This is a genomic window from Methylobacter luteus IMV-B-3098 (genome assembly GCF_000427625.1).
GTDB lineage: Bacteria > Pseudomonadota > Gammaproteobacteria > Methylococcales > Methylomonadaceae > Methylobacter > Methylobacter luteus.
This window is the reverse complement of record NZ_KE386569.1, coordinates 2,373,761-2,392,791: the sequence shown is the minus strand read 5'-3', so window position 1 is coordinate 2,392,791 and position 19,031 is coordinate 2,373,761. Positions and strand designations below refer to the sequence as shown.

Below are 19,031 nucleotides of genomic sequence, written 5' to 3'. Positions count from 1 at the left end.
CCGAGGATAGGATGGTAGGTATATAACTCCAAAAAATCAATACGTTGGAGCGCGTAATAGGAGGCTTACAGCAATGGTGGTTTTCCGCTAAAGCTTCAATCCGGCCTACGCGTGCTCAGCCCCCGCTAATTCTTAATTCCTACGCCCCTATGCAGCAAAAACAGGCTGAACAGGATAAGAAGAATGCTAAAGCCGCCGGTCATGATGAAGGCAATCCCAATATCCACATCCGTCACGCCGATCAGACCGTAGCGAAACGCATTGATCATATACAGAATCGGATTGCCCAGAGAAATCGTCTGCCAGATGTCTGGCAGCATGTCGACCGAATAGAATACGCCGCCCAGATAGCTTAACGGCGTCAGGACGAAGTTCGGGATAATGGAAATATCGTCGAAGCTGTCCGCGAACACGGCATTGATAAAACCGGCCAGCGAGAATACCGTGGCCGTCAGCACGGCTATCGATAAGGTAATCATGGCATTATTAACGGCGATATCGGCAAAAACGAGCGATATCAACGCCACGACGAATCCCACCAACAAGCCGCGGATAATGCCGCCGCTGACATAACCGGCCAGGATGACCCAGTTCGATACCGGCGAAACCAGCAGCTCTTCAATATTGCGCTGAAATTTGGTCGAGTAGAACGAGGACACGACATTGGCATAGGAATGGCTGATCACGGACATCAGGATAATGCCCGGCACGATATAGTCCATATAACTGGCGCCATGGACCGTGCCGATCCGGTCGCCGATCAGCTTGCCGAAAATCAGGAAATAAAGCGCGGTGGTAATGGCCGGCGGCAGCAGGGTTTGCGGCCAGATACGGATAAAGCGCTGGACTTCCTTGGTAACAATAGTTCTAAGAGCTATGGCGTGATTCATCGCAGTGACTCGTCGGGTTCTTTATCTATCAAATCCATAAACAATTGTTCGAGCCGGTTGGTCTTGTTTTTCAGGCTGACCACTTTGATATTTCTTTCCGTCAACAGCTTGAATAATTTATTCAGCCCGCTCTCTTTAGGCACGGCCACGTTCAGCACCTTGTCCGAGACGCGCTCTATCTGATAGCCCTCGAGGACCGGTATCGTCTGCACCGGCTCGGCCAGATCCAGCACGAAATAGTCGACGTTAAGCCGGGCCAGTAAACTGGCCATGTCGGAATTCTCGACGATCTGCCCGTGATTAATGATAGCGATATTGCGGCACAGACTTTCGGCTTCTTCAAGGTAATGCGTGGTCAGGATAATGGTCGTGCCCTGCCGGTTGACTTCCTGCATCAGCTTCCACATCGAGCGGCGGATTTCGATATCGACGCCGGCGGTCGGCTCGTCCAGAATCAGCAGTTTGGGCGCATGAACCAGCGCACGGGCAATCATGACCCGACGCTTCATGCCGCCCGACAAACGCCTCGATACCGTGTCGCGCTTATCCCACAAATCCATCTGCTTGAGGCATTGCTCGGTGCGCTGCAGGGCGATCTTACGCGGCGTGCCGTAATAACCGGCCTGATTGAGCAGGATGCTCTTGACCGTTTCGAACTGGTTGAAATTGACTTCCTGAGGAACCAGGCCGATGCAGCTTTTCGCCCGGGCCCTGTCGTGCTGCAGGTCATGGCCAAAGATACTGACCGAACCGCTGGTGGCATTGATCAGGGAACTGATAATGCCGATCGTCGTCGATTTGCCGGCGCCGTTAGGCCCCAGTAAAGCAAAGAAATCGCCGGCTTCGACATCAAGATCAATGCCCTTTAAGGCTACAAACCCATTATTATAGATTTTCCTAAGATTGCGAATTGATAATGCCTTCATGCTGAAACTAACACTTAACGGAAGCCTTCAAATAAGTTAAATTAAGCGCCGCATTCATTAAAAAAGTATGAGATGGATAGCTAAAAAATTTGTAATTCTATCAGATCTTTAAAAGTTTCGTAGACAAAACCGGATAGCCCGTGCCAAAGAAACCGCCTGAAACCGTTGCCGCTGTGGACCTGGGTTCTAACAGCTTTCACATGATCGTTTGCAGCCTGACCGACGGCAAACTGCAAACGATCGACCGGCTTAAGGAAATGGTCAGACTGGCATCCGGGCTGGACAAGAAGCACAATCTGGATCTCGCCACGCAAAAAAGAGCGCTGGAATGTCTGCAGCGATTCGGCCAGCGAATCCGTAATTTCCCGCCCGGCAGCGTCCGCGCCGTAGGCACCAGCACGCTACGTACGGCTAAAAACGCCGAGCAATTCCTGACTAAAGCCGAAAAAGCCCTGAATCAGCCCATCGACATCATTTCAGGCATAGAAGAAGCGCGCCTGATTTATCTGGGCGTCGCACACAGCCTGGGCAGCAATGCCAACCTCCGCCTCGTGATGGACATTGGCGGCGGCAGCACCGAATACATCATCGGTCGGGATGCCACGCCCAAGAAAAAAGAGAGCCTGCCCATGGGCTGCGTCTCGGTCAGCAATGCCTTCTTCAAGAACGGCAAGCTGTCCAGAAACGCATTGACTCAAGCCGTCCTGTTTGCCGAGCAGCAACTGGAGCCCTTCGAACAGAAATTCCAGCGCAAAAACTGGGACGAAGCCATCGGCGCCTCGGGCACTCTGCGCGCCATCGATAAGGTCCTGCAGGTCAAGAACTGGAGCAAAAACGGCATCACCCTGGAAGGACTGGAACAACTGATCGCCCATATCAATCATTGCAACCATATCAGCGAACTGGACTTGCCGGGGCTGGACCCGGAACGCCTGCCTGTCTTCCCCGGCGGCGTAGCGATCGTCTATGCCACCTTCAAAAGCCTTGGCATCGAGCAGATGACCGTTTCCGATGGCGCGCTCAGGGAAGGCCTGATACAGGATTTACTGGGGCGTCTTTACGACCATGACATTCGCGCAGCGACCGTACAGGCATTGGCCGAACGCTACCATACCGATAAAGAACACGCAGAGCGCGTCAGGCAGACCATTCACTATATGCTGGCGCAACTGAACAGCGAAGCCTGCCTGTATAACAATGAAGAGAGCGGGCAGTTTCTGGACTGGGCGACCTCTCTGCATGAGATAGGCCTTGATATCGCGCATAACCACTATCATAAACACAGCGCCTATATTATCGAGAATGGCGATCTGGCCGGTTTTTCCAGACAGGACCAGATTTTATTGGCCACGATTGTCAGATCGCACCGGCGCAAATTTTCGCGCTCCCGTTTCAGTGATCTGCCGTATCCCTGGGACATCGATGCCCCCTATCTGACGATCATCCTGCGGCTGGCCGTATTGCTGCGCCGCAATCGCCACGAACATCAACTGCCGGAGTTCAAAATAGACATTGTAAAATCCAGGATTCGTTTGCAGTTTCCTGACAACTGGCTGGCCCAGTCACCGCTGACCTATGCCGATTTGATTCAGGAAGCCGACTATTTAAAATCTTCAGGCTTCAAACTGGAGTTTTTATAAGCCATTTTTATGAAAACCTTATTCCGAACCTTGTGCTATTGTTTAGGCACACTCGTTATCTTCTGCATCATGCTTGTCCTGTTCGCCGTCGGCAATACGCCCGAAACCGAACCGGGCTGGTCACTGACCCATGATGACGTGGTCAGGGCAAAAAAGATTCTGCATGAAGGCGCCAAAACCCGGCCGGATGAGATCCACACGATCGTGCTGACCGAAGCCGACCTCAATCTCGCCGGCAATTATCTGCTGAACCGCTACAGTAAAAGCGCCGTCAAAATAGAGCTAAAGCAGAACAAAGTCAGATTCAATGTCACCATGACGCTGCCCCGCAACAGCCTGGGTAAATATCTAAACGTCAGCTTCAGGCTGGGCCACGAAGACCATGAAGACAATAACGCCCTTCCCGGCATTACGAAATTCAAGGCCGGAAAGCTATTGCTGCCGGCCAAGCTCGCCGCTTTTGTTATCGATACATTTATTCGGCATACGTCATTGAATGACTATTTCATGCTGGCGACACGCCCCATCAAAGCCGTTCAGATCGAAGGCAAGAAACTGACCATTACTTACAATTCCGATGCCGAAACATTACGACAGGCCAAAAACTTCCTGACCCAGGGACATGGCGGCAATACCCAGGCGCAGAATATTTACGAGCAAAAGCTGACCGAGATCATCGCCCATCATGACCCGGCCTGGCGCCTGTCGCTGGCCGAACTGCTAAAACCGCTGTTTGAACTGGCTTACCAGCGCTCGACTCTGGAGAACGCCGTCGAAGAGAACAGGATCGTGATTTTTACCGTCAACGACTACGTCAACAAACGGGAAACTCAAAAACTCCTGCCGGCGGCCGAGGCAAAACCGGCTACCGAACAACGCTATTCCGCTTTCATGTATAAAAGGATAGATCTGGCCAAACATTTCATCGGTTCCGCCGCGCTGACGGCATCGGCCAATGGCCAGGTTGCCAAGGTCATGGGCGAGGAAAAGGAGTTAAGCGATGCCCAAGGCGGCAGCGGTTTCAGCTTTATCGATCTGGCCGCCGACAAAGCCGGCACGCGCTTTGGCGAAATAGCCACCTCATCGCCTGAAAACGCGCGCAAGATTCAGCAAGCCATGTCCAAAATAGAAGATTACACCGATTTCATGCCGGACCCGCGCGATCTGCCTGAGAATATGGATGAAGCCGAATTCAAAAGGCGCTTCGAGTCCATTGACAGCCCGGCTTATCAGGAGGTGGTCAGGCAGATTGATTTACGCATCTCGGCAGCATCCATTTATAAGGACATATAGCCGACAATAAAAAAGGGAGCTAAAAGCTCCCTTTCCGGATAAAGCCAAGTGCAGGGGAGGCGCCCCTGCTATAAACGGCTTAGTTCAAAGTAGTGCCGTGCGTACCTGGCAGAGCCGGCATTTTCTGTCTGGGGAATTCACCAGTCAGGGCTTTCAGGAAAGCCACGATGTCAGCCGTTTCTTCCTTGGTCAAATCCTTGCCTAATTGCAGTTTCGCCATCACGTTTACGGCTGAGTCCAGCGTTTTAACCGAACCGTTGTGGAAATAAGGCGCGGTTAGAGCGACATTGCGCAAAGTGGGCACTTTCCATAAATGTTCATCAGCAGGGTTCTTGCTGACCTCGGCCAGACCCTTGTCTTTCTTGAAATGATGTTGCGCTTCAAAAAAGCCGTTGTCGGCCACAGGGAATTTCTGGAACGCGCCCTCGCCGTTGAATGCGGGACCGCTATGGCAGCTTGTGCAACCCACTTCCTCGAATTTCTGCATGCCTCGGATCTGCTGAGCCGTCAACGCGGACTCATCGCCTCTGACATATTTGTCATAAGGACTGTTAGGCGTAATCAAGGTTCTTTCGTAAGCGGCAATCGCTCTGGTCGCATTCTCCTTGGAAATGGAATCCTTGCCGAACGCGCTCTCGAAAAGCTCTTGATAACCATCAATGGCTTTCAGACGCGCAACGACGTCATCCCAATTCTTCATACCCATTTCAATAGGATTTGTCACGGGGCCCGCAGCCTGATCTTCCAGGCTTGCCGCCCGGCCGTCCCAGAACTGGACTTTACTGAACGCGGCATTCCAGACCGTCGGCGCACTGCGGCCGCCGGTCTGGCCATTCACACCCATCGAGTTCGGACGATTGTCATCACCGCCTAACATGGTGTTATGGCAGGATGCGCAGGAAACCGTACCGGTTGAAGACAGACGTGGATCGTGATACAGGATTTGGCCCAGCTCGATTTTAGCTTCCGAGGAAGGGTTATCAGCAGGCTCAGGCGCTGCTGTAGGCAAAGCTTCCCAGGCTGAAGCGACAGAAACGCTGCCAGCGAGCATTAACGCTGAAACCAGCGAACGAATTTTAAACATACCATACTCCAAAATTTTTATTAACCATAAGGGCGACTGTGGGGGTAATTGGCATCACCCGATGACTTTTTTATAATTCACCCAGCGAAATTGTAAGGTATCAAGCAAACAAGGCACAATCAATTCTTAAGGTCTTTCTCCTCCCTATGGGGCAACCCTGGCGTGCCTGTCGCGGAAAACGCACCTTTTCGATGAAAGAATATCAGAGAACTTTATGAGGACTCGCTTGTCGCTTTAAAAACCGGCAGCCTGTTCTGAAGCTCGGATATCAATTATCCGCTTGCCTTTCAACGGAAATTTTCTGATGGATTTACCGCTGCAAATCTATCCTGATAAAAGTACCCTGGATCAGCTCTAATGTTCAGAATCTTGATGAACCTGTCTCTTTTTCAGGAGGAAACAACATGACTATCCTACAGACACTAGGAATCGCCTCTTGCTTGGGCGGCCCCATGCGGCTATGCGGCTACGCAGCCGAATTACTGCGCGATGACCTGGCGCGGCAGCCTTTGCTGAACGGCAGCCTGCGCCTGCAATGGCATATCGTGCATCCCGACACTCGGGGCTCGAAGGATGACAGGCTGTACCGGCTCAACCAGCAAGCCAGCGAGTTCACCCGGTACTGGACCGAGGCCCGTCGGCCTTTTCTGGTGATCGGCGGAGATCATTCCTGCGCCATGGGCACGTGGCCGGGCGTTCTGAAGGCGCTGCCGGAAACAGAGGAACTGGGCTTGATCTGGATCGATGCGCACATGGATGCCCATACCTTTGAGACATCCCCTTCCGGCAACATTCACGGCATGCCCGTATCCGCTTTACTGGGCAAGGCCGATGCCCGCCTGTCGGCCTTGTATCCGGCCAACCGTTACATCAAACCGGAAAACCTGATTCAGATCGGTATCCGCAGCTATGAACAGGAGGAATACGCTTTATTGCAAGAGGCGGGCGTCAGGATTATCTTTGCCGACCAGATCACCCATCTCGCGCAGACGTTACAGGCTGCGATAGAACAGCTAAGCCAAACCTGTCTCATGATCGGCATCAGCCTTGATCTGGACTTCATTGATCCCATTGATGCGCCCGGCGTCGAAACGCCGGCGCCGGGAGGCTTCAGGGCGGCTGAGCTCATGGCGGCGCTCAGGTCGGTAAATCGTCATGCCAAGCTATGCGGCCTGGAAATCAGCGAATACAATCCGGAAAACGATCCGGACAATAAAACGCTGGACCTGATCAAAGCCATTATTGAAGCTTTCTACGCCGACAACAGACCGAACAAGTCCTTGGGATCGTCCAGATCGGGAATCAACGGCATCTCCGTGCCCAAGTGATGCTCACAGGCCAGTTCATACGCCAGGCGCAGAGCCGAGAAATCTTCCAGCGCGAATCCGACCGCATCGAACACGGTGATTTCCTGCGCGTTTTCCCGCCCCGGCTTATGCCCGCTAACCAGCTCCCATAACTCGGCATGAATATGGCTCGCATCGCACTGCTGCACTTCGCCTTCCACCAGGGCCTGCGGCGTGTATTCGACAATCAGCTTGGCCGCCGACAGCAGGGCGTGGCCCAATTCGGTCTTGCCGGGACAATCGCCGCCCATCGCCTGGATATGCGTACCGGGCGCAACGTCTTCCAGCGCGAACAACGACTGGCGTTTCTTCGCCGCCGTTCCCGTGACGATGATGTCGGCCTCCCGCACGGCCTCTTTAATGCTGCGGCACTGCACGAGCTCAAGCGGATAAGCCGACAGATTCCTGGCAAATTTGCGCATGGCCCCGGCATCCAAATCGAAGAAGCGTATCTGCCGCAGCGGGAAAACACTGTTAAAACCCAATACCTGAAATTCCGATTGCGCCCCGGTGCCGATAACGGCTAAAACTTCGGACTCCGGCCGGGCCAGATAACTTGCCGCCAACACCCCGACGGCGGCCGTCCGGAAAGCGGTCAGCAGTGTCATCTCGCAGATCATGAGCGGATAGCCCGAAGCCACTTCGCTTAACTGGCCGATGGCGATAACGCTGAGTTTGCCTTCAGCCGTATTGCCGGGGTGGCCGTTCACATATTTGAACGCGTATAAACTGTCATCCGAACAGGGCATCAGTTCGATGACGCCGTGGGCATAATGCGTGGCATGGCGAGCCGATTTGTAAAACGAAGGCCACCGGGCAAAATCCTGATTCAATGCGCTGATCAGCCGGCTGAAAAATGATTCAATGCCGACTATTTTTATCAGTCTCAGTATGTCTTTAACGGTCAGAATTTTCATGAACCAGCTTGTCTGTTTTTGGTCTGATGCTAGTGGGACTATCAATATCGTCATGTAGTTCAGGCTGCGTTCAGGTGATTAAGCCACATTTAACCAAACTTAAATCGCTAGCTACATGAACAAAAAGTTAATGCATAAAAAATGAGGATTAAAAAAGCATGAAGACGCCTGTGGTGTCACCAACCGTTAAAAAAATCAGGACCTATCTGGCGGCTAAAGACCAATTAAATGACACGATCATCCGATTGCGTCTGTACCTTCCTGAAGAAGGTTATGACTATTATGCCGGCCAGTGCCTGACAATCTATAATAATCAAGGTATCGGGCGCATGTATTGTCTGTCCAGCGTACCGGGACTGGATGATTTTCTTGAAATACAGATCAGCCTGGCATCGAACGGCGCGCTGATTCCATGGATTTATGGAGAACTCCAGGTCGGCGATCAGGTAAGAATCAGTCCCGCATCCGGCGACTGCTTCTATCTGCCCAGCAATCTCCACCAGCCCCTCATGTTGATTGGCACAGGCATCGCGTTGGCGCCTTTATACGGCATATTGCGTGATGCCCTGGTAAAAAACGGGCATCAGGGCGACATCCGGTTGTTTCATCAGACGCACAGCCCCGATGAATATTATCTGATTCCGGAGCTGATGGCGTTACAGACTCAATACCCCAACTTCAGTTACACCCATTTCATTCACGGCAAAAATCCCGTGAATGTAACGCTCGATGTGCCCGAAAAGTCAACCAGCGAAATGGCCTTCGGCACGATCGAGGACTTATCTCTCTGGCAGTTATTTCTCTGCGGTGACCCCTCTGTCATTAAGGAGGTAAAACAGGATGCCATTCTTTTGGGTGCTAAAGAAAAGAATATTTTTGAAACGCCATTTGCCATACCGGACAACTGAAAACCGCTCCGGCATTAGCGGCAAGCTGCACAAGCGCGCGATGGAGATGATGACAGCTCCCTTAGCATCCGGAAAATATGATTTTTCTACCAGCCAGCCTTCAAAATAATAATGCATCGACTCATAGACAGCCTCAACTTCAACCTCGTTATCATTGAGCTGGATCGCTCCACGGCGGTGTTCATGCCGCGCATCAAAAAAGTCAATCTCTCCGCCGCCATCCTGTTAGGCTACAGCGAACAGGAACTGATCGATAAACCCCTGTCCATCTTCTACGCCCCCGAAGCCATCCCGGAACTGCAGCAAACCGTCCATGCCTGTTTAACCGGCACGATTCCGGCTAAAAACCTGGAATGCGACATCATCACGAAAGCCAACAACAGAATCCAGGCATTGGTTTCACTGTCTGTCCTGCCTGACCGGGACGCGAGCGACACCGACATCGTCCTGCTGATTCACGACATCAGCGACAGAAAGCGCATCGACAAGGAACTGTTCATGATGCACCGGGCCTTGGAACAGAGCGCCAGCGCCGTCGTCATTACCGACACGAACGGCAGCATCGAATACATCAACCCGAAGTTCACCGAACTCACCGGCTACACGGCGCAAGAAGTGCTGGGTAAAAACCCCAGAATATTGCAATCCGGCACAACTACCCCGAGACAATATCAGGCCATGTGGGAAATGCTGTTCAGCAAGGGCGAATGGCATGGCGAAATCAGAAACAAAAAGAAAAACGGCGAGGTTTACTGGGCCTATGAAAACATTAGCGCCATTAGAAATATGCAAGGGGAGATCACGCATTTCATCTCCGTGGCGGAAGATATCACGCTGCGCAAGGAAGCCGAATTGGCATTAAGTGAAAGCGAGGAGCGTTTTCGGCAGATGGCGGAACTGACCGGCGAATGGCTGTGGGAGCAGGACCCCGGCGGTTATTACATCTACAGCAGCACGGCCATCAATCAGATCCTCGGCTTCAGGCCCGAGGAAGTGGTCGGCAAACACTATACCGAACTGTTAACGGCCCGGGACAAAGCCGATCAGTTGCATTACGTCGCCGTGCGCGAGCCTTTTCGCTCCCTGACCAACCATTATCGGCATAAAGACGGCCATGAGGTGCTGACCGAATCGACTGGCCTTCCGCTGATCAATGACGAAGGAAACTTGATTAAATGGCGCGGCGCCGATCGGGATATCACCGCCCGGAAACATTTTCAGGACGCCCTGATAGACAGCGAGAAACGCACGCGCCTGATCATCGAAAGCTCCATCAACGCCATCGTGATCATGGATGACAGCGGCCTCATCACGGACTGGAACCCCCGCGCCGAAAAAATGTTCGGCTGGTCCCATGATGAAGCCGTAGGCCAGCCGATCAAAGACCTGATCATCCCGCCGCGGTTTCGCAGCGCGCATCAGAAGGGCCTGGAGCATTTTTTACAGACCGGCATCGGTCCCTTGCTGAATCGCCAGTTCGAACATGTGGCCGTGCGCCGCGACGGCACCGAATTTCCTGTCGAACTCAGCATTTCCCCCTTGAAACTGGGCGATACGTACATCTTCAGCGGCTTCATACACGACATCACGGACCGCAAAGCCGCGGAACAGCAAATTCGCCAGGCCCAGGTCAAGCTGGCGATCGCCCAGAGCGAGATAAAAATCGCCCGGCAAATACAGTCTTCCCTGCTGCCGACGGCATCAATCAAATCCGATCATTTTGAAGTCACCGGTTTCTGCCTGCCCGCCAATCAGGTCGGCGGCGATTACTTCGACTATTTCATTCGCAATGAAGACCGTCTGGACATGATCATCGCCGATGTCTCGGGCCATTCCATCGGTCCTGCCCTGTTCATGGTGGAGGCCCGCAGCGCTATCAGGACGCGCGCCACCGGATCGGAGACACCGGCCGAGACGCTCAGCCTCCTTAATAAATTCCTTTACGAGGACCTGGACAATTCGGACTATTTCATAACCTTATTTTACCTGCAATACGACATCGGCAGCCAGCAACTGAGTTTCGCTAATGCCGGCCACCCACCGCCTTTGCTGCTCAGCCCGTCCGAATCCGAATGCCGGCAACTCGACGCCGACGGGCTGATACTGGGCGTGCGCGAACATGTCGATTTCGAGGAAAAAACCACAACGCTTTCGCAGGGCGATCTGATCCTGCTGTACACGGACGGCTTAACCGAGGCCGAAAATATCCACGGCGAGTTTTTCGGCCTGAAACGCGTCAATGATATTTTGATTCAATACGCCCAGCAGTCCCCGCAAATGATTATCGAAGTCCTGCTGGAACAACTGAAACAATTCTGCCAGACCGAATCATTCAAAGACGACATTACCTTGATGATTTTCAGGCGCGACTAGCTTTGGCCGATAATTTGGGAAGGATGTAGGTCGGGTTAGCGGCAGCGTAACCCGACGCTGTTCGGCATCAGTTATTAAGATTTCCTGGCCAACTCCCGAAGGCGCCGGCAAAGCTCAATCACATCGGCTTCATCCTGATAAAGCCCGAAGCCGAACCTCAATCGGGCGCCCCGGCGGTCTATTAAAATGCCGTTGCGGCTCAGGGCTTGCAGGCATTTTTCGGCGATTTCCCAAGACGGTGCCTCGAAAGTCAAAAAATGCCCATGCCAGATCAGGGCCGGATCGAATAACGCCGCTAGAGACCAATCCTGCACGAAAGTTTGAGGCAGATTGTCAAGAAAGGTCTTTTGGAGTCCCACGACATAGCCGTGAATGCCCGGGATATCGATGCCTGCCGAATCGAACAGATCCCAAACGGCGTTAAAACGATAAAAGCCGCTCGGGTCCTGTGTCGAACCCATGAAGGCCATCGCATCCTCCGGGTAGCCGACTTCTTCCCCGACCGGCCGGGACAACTGCGCGAACTCGGCATACCAGCCCGTATCGGCCGGGCGCCAGTTGCCTTTCGGCACCACCATAAAGCCGATGCCTTCACCGCCCTGGCCGTATTTGTAGCCGCCGCCCAGATAGAAAATACGCCCCTCCAGCCTGGACAAGTTACACGGAATGGCCGCGAAGCCGTGATAGCCGTCGACGGCAAACAGCGTCGAGACAGGCGTCGCGGCAACCAGCGACTCCATGTCGCCATCCGTCAAGGCCGCGCCCGAATCGAAGAACACCTGGCTCAAGAAAACGAGGTCGTAGTCTTTGCCAAGCTCGGACCGCATGTTATCGAGAAAAACGGCTTTATCCCGAGGAAAGCCCGCCGCATCGACCTGATGAATCGAAATCCCGGGAATTTCAATCAATCGGAGAAACTGCCGGCGCCAGGAATGGAATTCATTGCTCGTGGTAAGGATTTTTAACTCTTTTCTGCCCAGAAAAAGCGACAGCAGGCGCGCGGAAAGCTCATGGGTATTGGGCGCCAGCGCGATTTGCCGCGCGTCTTTCAGCCCCAGGATTTTCGCGATATGGTTTTGCGTTTTCGGAATCGTCTCGGAAAAAATCCGGTCCCATTTTTTATCGCTAAACAGGGCGCAATCATCCCAGTAAGCGATTTGAGCCTCGCGGCTGACATCGGGCCAGAAGTGATGGGAATGGGCGCGAAAATGCAATCTGCCCGCATGGCCTTTCAGAAACCGGCTGTAGTACTGTTTAGGATTGGAAAGCGTCATAGACGATATCCAGCTGGTCCTTGATAGGCTTTGGCAATGCCGGCGCCATGGATTTGGGCATCAGGAAGGTCGCCAGATTGAACAGATCCAGAAAAGCGCGGTTTCTTTCCGTCGTCGATTTCAGGTATTCATGACCTGAAGAGCCGCCGGTTCCGATTTTAGTGCCGAGTATCCTGTGCACCATGAGCGCATGACGAAAACGCCAGATCGTGAACTTCTCGTCGATTTCGACCAGAGAACTGATAATTTCAAAAGGCATCTGCAGCGCCGGATAATCGCGGTAGAGAAAAATGAACACGGCCGACAGCATCGCCTTCTGCGACAGCCTGAATCTGCCTTGCGCCCGCTGCTCGGCAAATTTACCCGCATCCAATAAAGTGGCGAAGGTTTCGCGCGTGGTTTCCAGATTTTTCAGCTCCATCGCCCGCAAAGATTCGTCCAGGCCCGGATTGTTCAAGATGATCTCATGGTCCTGCTTGAGCATCTTATGTACGGCCAGCGCGTAATCGCCCCAGAAATCATAGCCTTCAAACCGTGAGAAAGGCATGCGCGCCAGCCACGCCTCCAACAGCTCAAAAATGCTGACTTTGCTTTCTTCCTTCTCCAGCGCTTTCCTGTCTTCCGGTTTGAGGCGGGAATTAATGAATTGCTTTTCAATGTCCATTCGGTGCTCGGGCCTGATGCCCAATATCGCTTCCACCAGGCGGAACTGCAGACTCTGAAAGCCGGAAGCCGGCACCAGATAATCCCTGAATTCCATGAAATCCAGCGTGGTCATCGTCTCCATGACCTGAATCTGATCAATCAAAACCTGCTGAATGGTAGTGACTCTTTCCAGGCGGGCATTGATTACGTAAAGGTCCGTGGACGGCACAAACGGCTGGGCCATGATCCGGCGGATGGAATCGAGCTCATGCAGGATCTGCTTGAACCAGAGCTCATAAGTCTGGTGGACGACGATGAACAGCGTCTCGTCGTGGACCTCTTCGCCGTATTTCGCGCTTTCAGGCGCCTGGGCGTTCAGGATCTTAGGCAGTTGCAGATAATCGCCGTAATACAGCGGAGGATGGATTTTCATAAAGGCCTTACCCGTGAACAGGAATTCCCAGCCATGACCGGCCGGAATTTCGACATCATGTATCTTAAAACTTTGGCCTTTTTTAAATGATTAGGTTCCTGTTCGGTAATCGTTACGACGCCGCGCGCATCAATTGGTTCATGCCAAGAAACACCGTAGGGTACGCATTGCGTACCTTCCCTGAGCCGGCAAATTTTGGAAATGGCATGCGGTGCATACCCTGCAGAGCTTCGTGGTTTATTGATTATTCCTGGATGATACAATCATCCCCATAACATTTATTGACCTCGACCGTAATATGCGAGAGCCTGTGGAAGTCCTTCAGCAGCGCCTTGTAATATTGCGGGGGTTTAGGCGTATGCGAGACCACCGACAAAATGATCGCGAAGTGCTTGGGGCCCACGCGCCAGATATGCAGGTCTGAAACACGATTATCAGCATCGCTTTCTATTTTTTTCTTGACGGCTATTTTATAGCTTGCATCGATGCTTTCATCGATCAATATCGGGCTACTCTCTTTCATGAGTCCATAAGACCAGTGGATAATCACCAGCGCCCCGACCATGCCCATGACCGGGTCCAGCCAGTTCCAGCCATAATATTTCCCCGACACCAGAGCAACAATAGCCAGCACGGACGTCAATGCGTCAGCCAGCACATGCATATAAGCGGCCTTGAGGTTTTGATCATGATGGTGGCCATGCTCGTGATCGTGATCATGCTTATGATCATGGTGCTCTTTCAATAGCAAGGCGCTGATCAGATTGATCAACAAGCCAAAAGCCGCGACGGCGATGGCGTCATCGAAAAGGATGATGCGGGGCCTCAGCAGACGCTCTGCCGACTCGACCATCATCATCAAAGCCACGACACCCAATGCCACGGAACTGGCGAATCCGCCCAGGACGCCTACCTTGCCAGGGCTGAAAGCAAATGTGTCATCGTGGGCATGGATACGCGAATAGCGGTAGGCGATGATCGTGATCATGAAGGCCGCCACATGGGTGCCCATGTGCCAGCCGTCGGCGAGCAGCGCCATCGAGCCGAACAGCGTGCCGGCCGTGATTTCCACGATCATGGTCAGGAATGTGAGAACCAGTACCTGTTTGGTCCGTCTTTCGCCTTTTTTATGAATGACTGCAAAATCATGATGATGCTGCAAGAGTTTAAGTGCGCGAGCATGCATGCTGATATACCTGTTATTTATTGGATCTGAACAGCCGACAGCCGATATCGGTTATAAGTATTAAACAGGCACTATGAATTTTTCAAGCATCAGCGTCAAGACCTGCCCGGCCAATAAACGCTAGACACATGATTTTTAGGGGCTTATTTTTTAACTAGCGTTATATGGACTAGATGAAAACACCACGAAGTTCACCGGAAAACATCATGATAAAGCTTCCTGTCCTTCGTGGTTTTTACTCGTACTATTAGGAACTATGCCTTAGGCAAAACCGCCCTACAAACGCCTCTACGCCGTTTTCTTATAAGGCGGCAAAAACCCGGCCGCATCGAGCAGATCTTCCACGCCGGCATCGATAATTTCCAGACCCATTTTCTTGCAGAAGCGCTTTTCCTTGTCGGTTGGGTTTTTATTCAAAACCCAGCCTTTAGGCTCCGCTGCCGCATAAACGATGTCGCTCATGACCATGCGCTCGGAATCGCGGTTTAAAGGCATGCCGATCAACAGATACTGCTTCTGCTTGCGGTATTCCTTCAGGAAACCGGGAATGGCGAAGCCGCCCATCAGTTCGGTGATGTAATCGACATAGTCGGCATCCGAGGCGATATAGTTGGCCTCGGGCCTGGGCGTGCCCATCGGCTTGAATAAAATCGGCAAGCGCGGGTCGACCTGCTCCTGCGGAATCTCGAAATAATCGCTGCCATCGAAATGATACAATTTGTAGCGCTGCGGCTGGGCGGCGATTCTTGCCAAGCCGACGATCAGGGTATGTTCGTCATCGGCATAACTGTCCTGCAACTGGGTATCGCGATTGATATCGATGACATAAGCGGGCCGCCATTCTTCCAGCCAATCATGCAAGGCGGCTCGGGTCCATTCCGTCTCCCCGTAGACCTTAGTCAGAAACTGGCCCAGAAAACTTCTGCCCCGCTTTAACTCCTGATTCATGGCCGCCCGAGGAAATTCATACATGAGCTTGGGCGCCATCGGCTGACCATTGTTCATGGCCAGAATCAGGCTGGTGCTGTCGGCGGGCATCGGCTCGCCCGTTACTTTATTTTTCGCATCAAAAAGCACGCCCGGACCTAAATAAGGCACGACTTTATTGTCGTAAAGACCGCTTAATATTTCGGAAAATACATTGGAAGACATGATTAACTCCTTTATGACTGGTATATGTACCCGTAACTTAAGCAAAAAGCACTCCAATTGCCATTAATCGTCTTTTACCTAATAAATAACAATCACTTATTGTCGGCATGAACGCCCAATGTCGCGTATTTCCCAACATCGATTGTTCTGTTCGCGACATTTCCAACAAATCCCAGCTAAAAAGGTACGCATTGCGTACTCTACAGAGTTACAGGTAGGCCGGGTTGATAAACCCGGCATTTCGAAGCCGTCCATGCCGGGTTTCCGCTAAAGCTCCAACCCAGCCTGCACATACATATACAGTCCCACTGTGAGCAAGCCGACATAAACCCTACAAAATGTCCGCAATACTACGCAGGCACAAACCGCCACGCACTCTAATTTAATCATTAAAATCATAAGCTTATTATTGCTTCCAACGATTGGCACGGCCCTTGCTCAATATCCTTGCGTAATCAACCACAACGTTCTATGTAAGGAGAAAATCATGGCATTACGTCAATGTGCAATTTACGGTAAAGGTGGGATCGGCAAATCCACCACAACACAAAACCTGGTCGCCGCACTCGCTGAAGCCGGCAACAAGGTGATGATCGTGGGTTGTGACCCAAAAGCCGATTCTACTCGTTTGATCCTGCACTCAAAAGCACAAACGACCATCATGAGCCTGGCGGCTGAAGCCGGCAGCGTTGAAGATCTTGAACTGGAAGATGTGTTGAAAGTCGGCTTCGGCGGCGTTAAATGCGTTGAATCTGGCGGCCCTGAGCCCGGCGTCGGCTGTGCCGGCCGCGGTGTAATCACGGCCATCAACTTCCTCGAGGAAGAAGGAGCTTACGATGATGAACTCGATTTCGTTTTTTATGATGTTCTTGGGGATGTTGTGTGTGGCGGCTTTGCCATGCCAATCCGTGAAAACAAGGCGCAGGAAATTTACATCGTTTGCTCGGGCGAAATGATGGCGATGTATGCGGCCAACAACATTGCCAAAGGTATCGTGAAATACGCTAACTCAGGCAGTGTTCGCTTAGCTGGCCTGATCTGCAACTCGCGCAACACAGCTCGCGAAGACGAACTGATCATGGCGCTGGCTGCAAAAATCGGCACGCAAATGATCCATTTCGTACCGCGCGACAACGTCGTACAACGCGCCGAAATCCGCCGCATGACCGTTATCGAATATGATCCGACCGCCAAACAGGCTGACGAGTATCGTCAATTGGCGCTGAAAATCCGCGATAACAAAAATCTCATTATCCCTCAACCTATTTCCATGGATGAACTGGAAGAGTTAATGATGGAGTTCGGCCTGATGGACGAAGAAGACGAGTCTATCGTTGGCAAGACTGCGAGCGCAGAAGCGTAAAAATCCGTCCCGCAATACTGGAGGGCGGTGCCTCCGCTCTCCAGTCCTAAAACTTGTCTGTTGGGGGATTGCCCACGGCATAAGTAGGAGAAATAACATGGCAGCAATGACAAGAGAAGAGACCGAAGCGCTCATACAGGAAGTGCTTGAAGTCTATCCGGAACAAGCGAAAAAAGACCGCGCCAAGCACTTGGCGGTCAACGACCAGTCGCTTGAAAAATCAAACAAATGCATTACCTCCAACCGCAAGTCCCTACCCGGTGTCATGACCATCCGCGGTTGCGCTTATGCCGGTTCAAAAGGGGTGGTTTGGGGCCCCATCAAGGACATGATCCACATTTCCCACGGCCCGGTCGGCTGCGGCCAGTATTCACGCGCCGGACGCCGTAACTATTACGTCGGCACGACCGGCGTCAATACCTTCGGCACCATGAACTTTACCTCTGATTTCACCGAAAAGGATATCGTGTTCGGCGGCGATAAAAAGCTCGCGAAGATCATGAATGAAATCGAGGAACTGTTCCCGCTCAACAAAGGCATCAGCATTCAGTCGGAATGCCCGATCGGCCTGATCGGCGACGATATCGAAGCGGTCGCCAAAAAAGCCAACAAGGAAATCGGCAAACCCGTGGTTCCGGTGCGTTGCGAAGGCTTCCGCGGCGTATCGCAATCATTGGGTCACCATATCGCCAACGACGCTATCCGCGATTGGGTTCTCGACAATAACGAAGGCAAAGAGACCGCCTATGAAATCTCCCCGTACGACGTAGCCGTCATCGGCGATTACAACATCGGCGGCGATGCCTGGGCTTCACGCACATTGTTGGAAGAAATGGGTCTGCGCGTAGTTGCACAATGGTCCGGCGACGGCACCATTGCCGAAATGGAAAACACACCCAGAGTAAAGCTGAACCTGATCCATTGCTACCGTTCGATGAACTACATCGCGCGGCACATGGAAGAAAAGTACAGCATCCCCTGGATCGAGTACAACTTCTTCGGCCCGACCAAAATCGCCGAATCGCTGCGCAAAATCGCTGCGTTCTTCGACGAAACTATTCAGGCCGGCGCGGAAAAAGTTATCGCCAAATACCAGGCTGAATACGACGCTGTTATCGCCAAATACAAACCACGTCTGACAGGCAAGCGTGTCATGCTTTACGTCGGCGGCCTGCGCCCTCGCCATGTGATCGGCGCTTATGAAGATCTGGGCATGGAAGTGGTCGGCACCGGTTATGAATTCGGCCACAACGACGACTATGACCGCACGATCAAGGAAATGGGCAACGCCACATTGCTCTATGACGATGTTACCGGTTACGAGTTTGAAGAGTTCGTCAAGAAAGTACAACCTGACCTGATCGGCTCCGGTATCAAGGAAAAATACATCTTCCAGAAAATGGGCATCCCGTTCCGGCAGATGCACTCCTGGGATTATTCCGGCCCTTATCACGGCTATGACGGCTTCGCCATCTTCGCCCGCGATATGGACATGACCCTGAACAACCCGTGCTGGAAACAGGTGAAAGTGCCTTGGAAAACGGCTGAAAGCGATGCGGTAGCGGTAGCGGCAAGCGCCTGATATGTAAGGTAGGGTACGC

Annotated in this window: 15 protein-coding genes; 7 read left to right on the top strand and 8 right to left on the bottom strand. The window is 52.4% G+C overall.

Annotated features, from left to right (window positions below; all coding sequences use genetic code 11):
• Nucleotides 1-125: 125 nt before the first annotated feature.
• Nucleotides 126-890 carry an ABC transporter permease gene (locus tag METLU_RS0112960; RefSeq protein WP_027158585.1) on the bottom strand — a complete coding sequence of 255 codons (765 nt, stop codon included), beginning with the start codon at nucleotides 888-890 and terminating at the stop codon, nucleotides 126-128.
• Nucleotides 887-1,816 carry an ABC transporter ATP-binding protein gene (locus METLU_RS0112955; RefSeq protein ID WP_027158584.1) on the bottom strand — a complete coding sequence of 310 codons (930 nt, stop codon included), beginning with the start codon at nucleotides 1,814-1,816 and terminating at the stop codon, nucleotides 887-889. Before METLU_RS0112955 ends, METLU_RS0112960 begins: the two co-directional genes overlap by 4 nt.
• Before the next feature lie 140 nt (nucleotides 1,817-1,956).
• Between METLU_RS0112955 and ppx the strand changes: the two genes are divergently transcribed.
• A complete protein-coding gene (gene ppx / locus METLU_RS0112950) occupies nucleotides 1,957-3,456 on the top strand; it encodes an exopolyphosphatase (protein ID WP_027158583.1) in 1,500 nt (499 codons plus the stop codon).
• A gap of 9 nt (nucleotides 3,457-3,465) precedes the next feature.
• On the top strand, nucleotides 3,466-4,749 hold the full coding sequence (locus METLU_RS0112945) for a hypothetical protein (RefSeq protein ID WP_027158582.1): 1,284 nt from the start codon (nucleotides 3,466-3,468) through the stop codon (nucleotides 4,747-4,749).
• Between the two features lie 79 nt (nucleotides 4,750-4,828).
• On the opposite strand, the gene METLU_RS0112940 is transcribed toward METLU_RS0112945, so the two are convergent.
• The gene (locus METLU_RS0112940) at nucleotides 4,829-5,833 is read right to left on the bottom strand and encodes a cytochrome-c peroxidase (RefSeq protein WP_027158581.1); all 1,005 of its coding nucleotides are present in this window, start codon (nucleotides 5,831-5,833) and stop codon (nucleotides 4,829-4,831) included.
• 404 nt (nucleotides 5,834-6,237) lie between these two features.
• Here METLU_RS0112940 and METLU_RS0112935 point away from each other — a divergent pair, with 404 nt between their 5' ends.
• Nucleotides 6,238-7,161, top strand: a complete 924-nt coding sequence (locus tag METLU_RS0112935) for an arginase (protein ID WP_027158580.1) — start codon at nucleotides 6,238-6,240, stop codon at nucleotides 7,159-7,161.
• On the opposite strand, the gene METLU_RS0112930 is transcribed toward METLU_RS0112935, so the two are convergent.
• A complete protein-coding gene (locus tag METLU_RS0112930; protein ID WP_027158579.1) occupies nucleotides 7,086-8,096 on the bottom strand; it encodes an ornithine cyclodeaminase in 1,011 nt (336 codons plus the stop codon). The genes METLU_RS0112935 and METLU_RS0112930 overlap by 76 nt on opposite strands.
• 158 nt (nucleotides 8,097-8,254) lie before the next feature.
• Between METLU_RS0112930 and METLU_RS25310 the strand changes: the two genes are divergently transcribed.
• Together METLU_RS25310 and METLU_RS0112920 are read left to right on the top strand one after the other, a co-directional pair.
• The gene (locus tag METLU_RS25310; RefSeq protein WP_051299906.1) at nucleotides 8,255-9,004 is read left to right on the top strand and encodes a ferredoxin reductase domain-containing protein; all 750 of its coding nucleotides are present in this window, start codon (nucleotides 8,255-8,257) and stop codon (nucleotides 9,002-9,004) included.
• Between the two features lie 111 nt (nucleotides 9,005-9,115).
• Nucleotides 9,116-11,377: a PAS domain S-box protein gene (locus METLU_RS0112920; protein WP_027158578.1), complete on the top strand. Its 2,262-nt coding sequence runs from the start codon at nucleotides 9,116-9,118 to the stop codon at nucleotides 11,375-11,377.
• Between the two features lie 74 nt (nucleotides 11,378-11,451).
• On the opposite strand, the gene METLU_RS25305 is transcribed toward METLU_RS0112920, so the two are convergent.
• The 4 genes from METLU_RS25305 to METLU_RS0112895 all read right to left on the bottom strand — a co-directional run bounded on the left by METLU_RS25305 (nucleotide 11,452) and on the right by METLU_RS0112895 (nucleotide 16,067).
• Nucleotides 11,452-12,651 (bottom strand): aminotransferase class V-fold PLP-dependent enzyme, encoded by a 1,200-nt coding sequence (locus METLU_RS25305; RefSeq protein WP_036243098.1) that lies wholly within the window; start codon nucleotides 12,649-12,651, stop codon nucleotides 11,452-11,454.
• Nucleotides 12,632-13,729 carry a tryptophan 2,3-dioxygenase family protein gene (locus METLU_RS0112910; RefSeq protein WP_027158577.1) on the bottom strand — a complete coding sequence of 366 codons (1,098 nt, stop codon included), beginning with the start codon at nucleotides 13,727-13,729 and terminating at the stop codon, nucleotides 12,632-12,634. The genes METLU_RS25305 and METLU_RS0112910 overlap by 20 nt, the downstream gene beginning before the upstream one ends.
• A 244-nt stretch (nucleotides 13,730-13,973) precedes the next feature.
• A complete protein-coding gene (dmeF, locus tag METLU_RS0112900) occupies nucleotides 13,974-14,915 on the bottom strand; it encodes a CDF family Co(II)/Ni(II) efflux transporter DmeF (RefSeq protein WP_027158576.1) in 942 nt (313 codons plus the stop codon).
• A 288-nt stretch (nucleotides 14,916-15,203) separates the two neighbouring features.
• Complete coding sequence (locus METLU_RS0112895; RefSeq protein WP_027158575.1) at nucleotides 15,204-16,067, bottom strand: SIR2 family protein; 864 nt, start codon at nucleotides 16,065-16,067, stop codon at nucleotides 15,204-15,206.
• A 487-nt stretch (nucleotides 16,068-16,554) separates the two neighbouring features.
• Between METLU_RS0112895 and nifH the strand changes: the two genes are divergently transcribed.
• Nucleotides 16,555-17,430 carry a nitrogenase iron protein gene (nifH, locus tag METLU_RS0112890; RefSeq protein ID WP_027158574.1) on the top strand — a complete coding sequence of 292 codons (876 nt, stop codon included), beginning with the start codon at nucleotides 16,555-16,557 and terminating at the stop codon, nucleotides 17,428-17,430.
• 97 nt (nucleotides 17,431-17,527) lie between these two features.
• Nucleotides 17,528-19,012 (top strand): nitrogenase molybdenum-iron protein alpha chain, encoded by a 1,485-nt coding sequence (nifD, locus tag METLU_RS0112885; protein WP_027158573.1) that lies wholly within the window; start codon nucleotides 17,528-17,530, stop codon nucleotides 19,010-19,012.
• The last annotated feature ends 19 nt before the right edge of the window (nucleotides 19,013-19,031 follow it).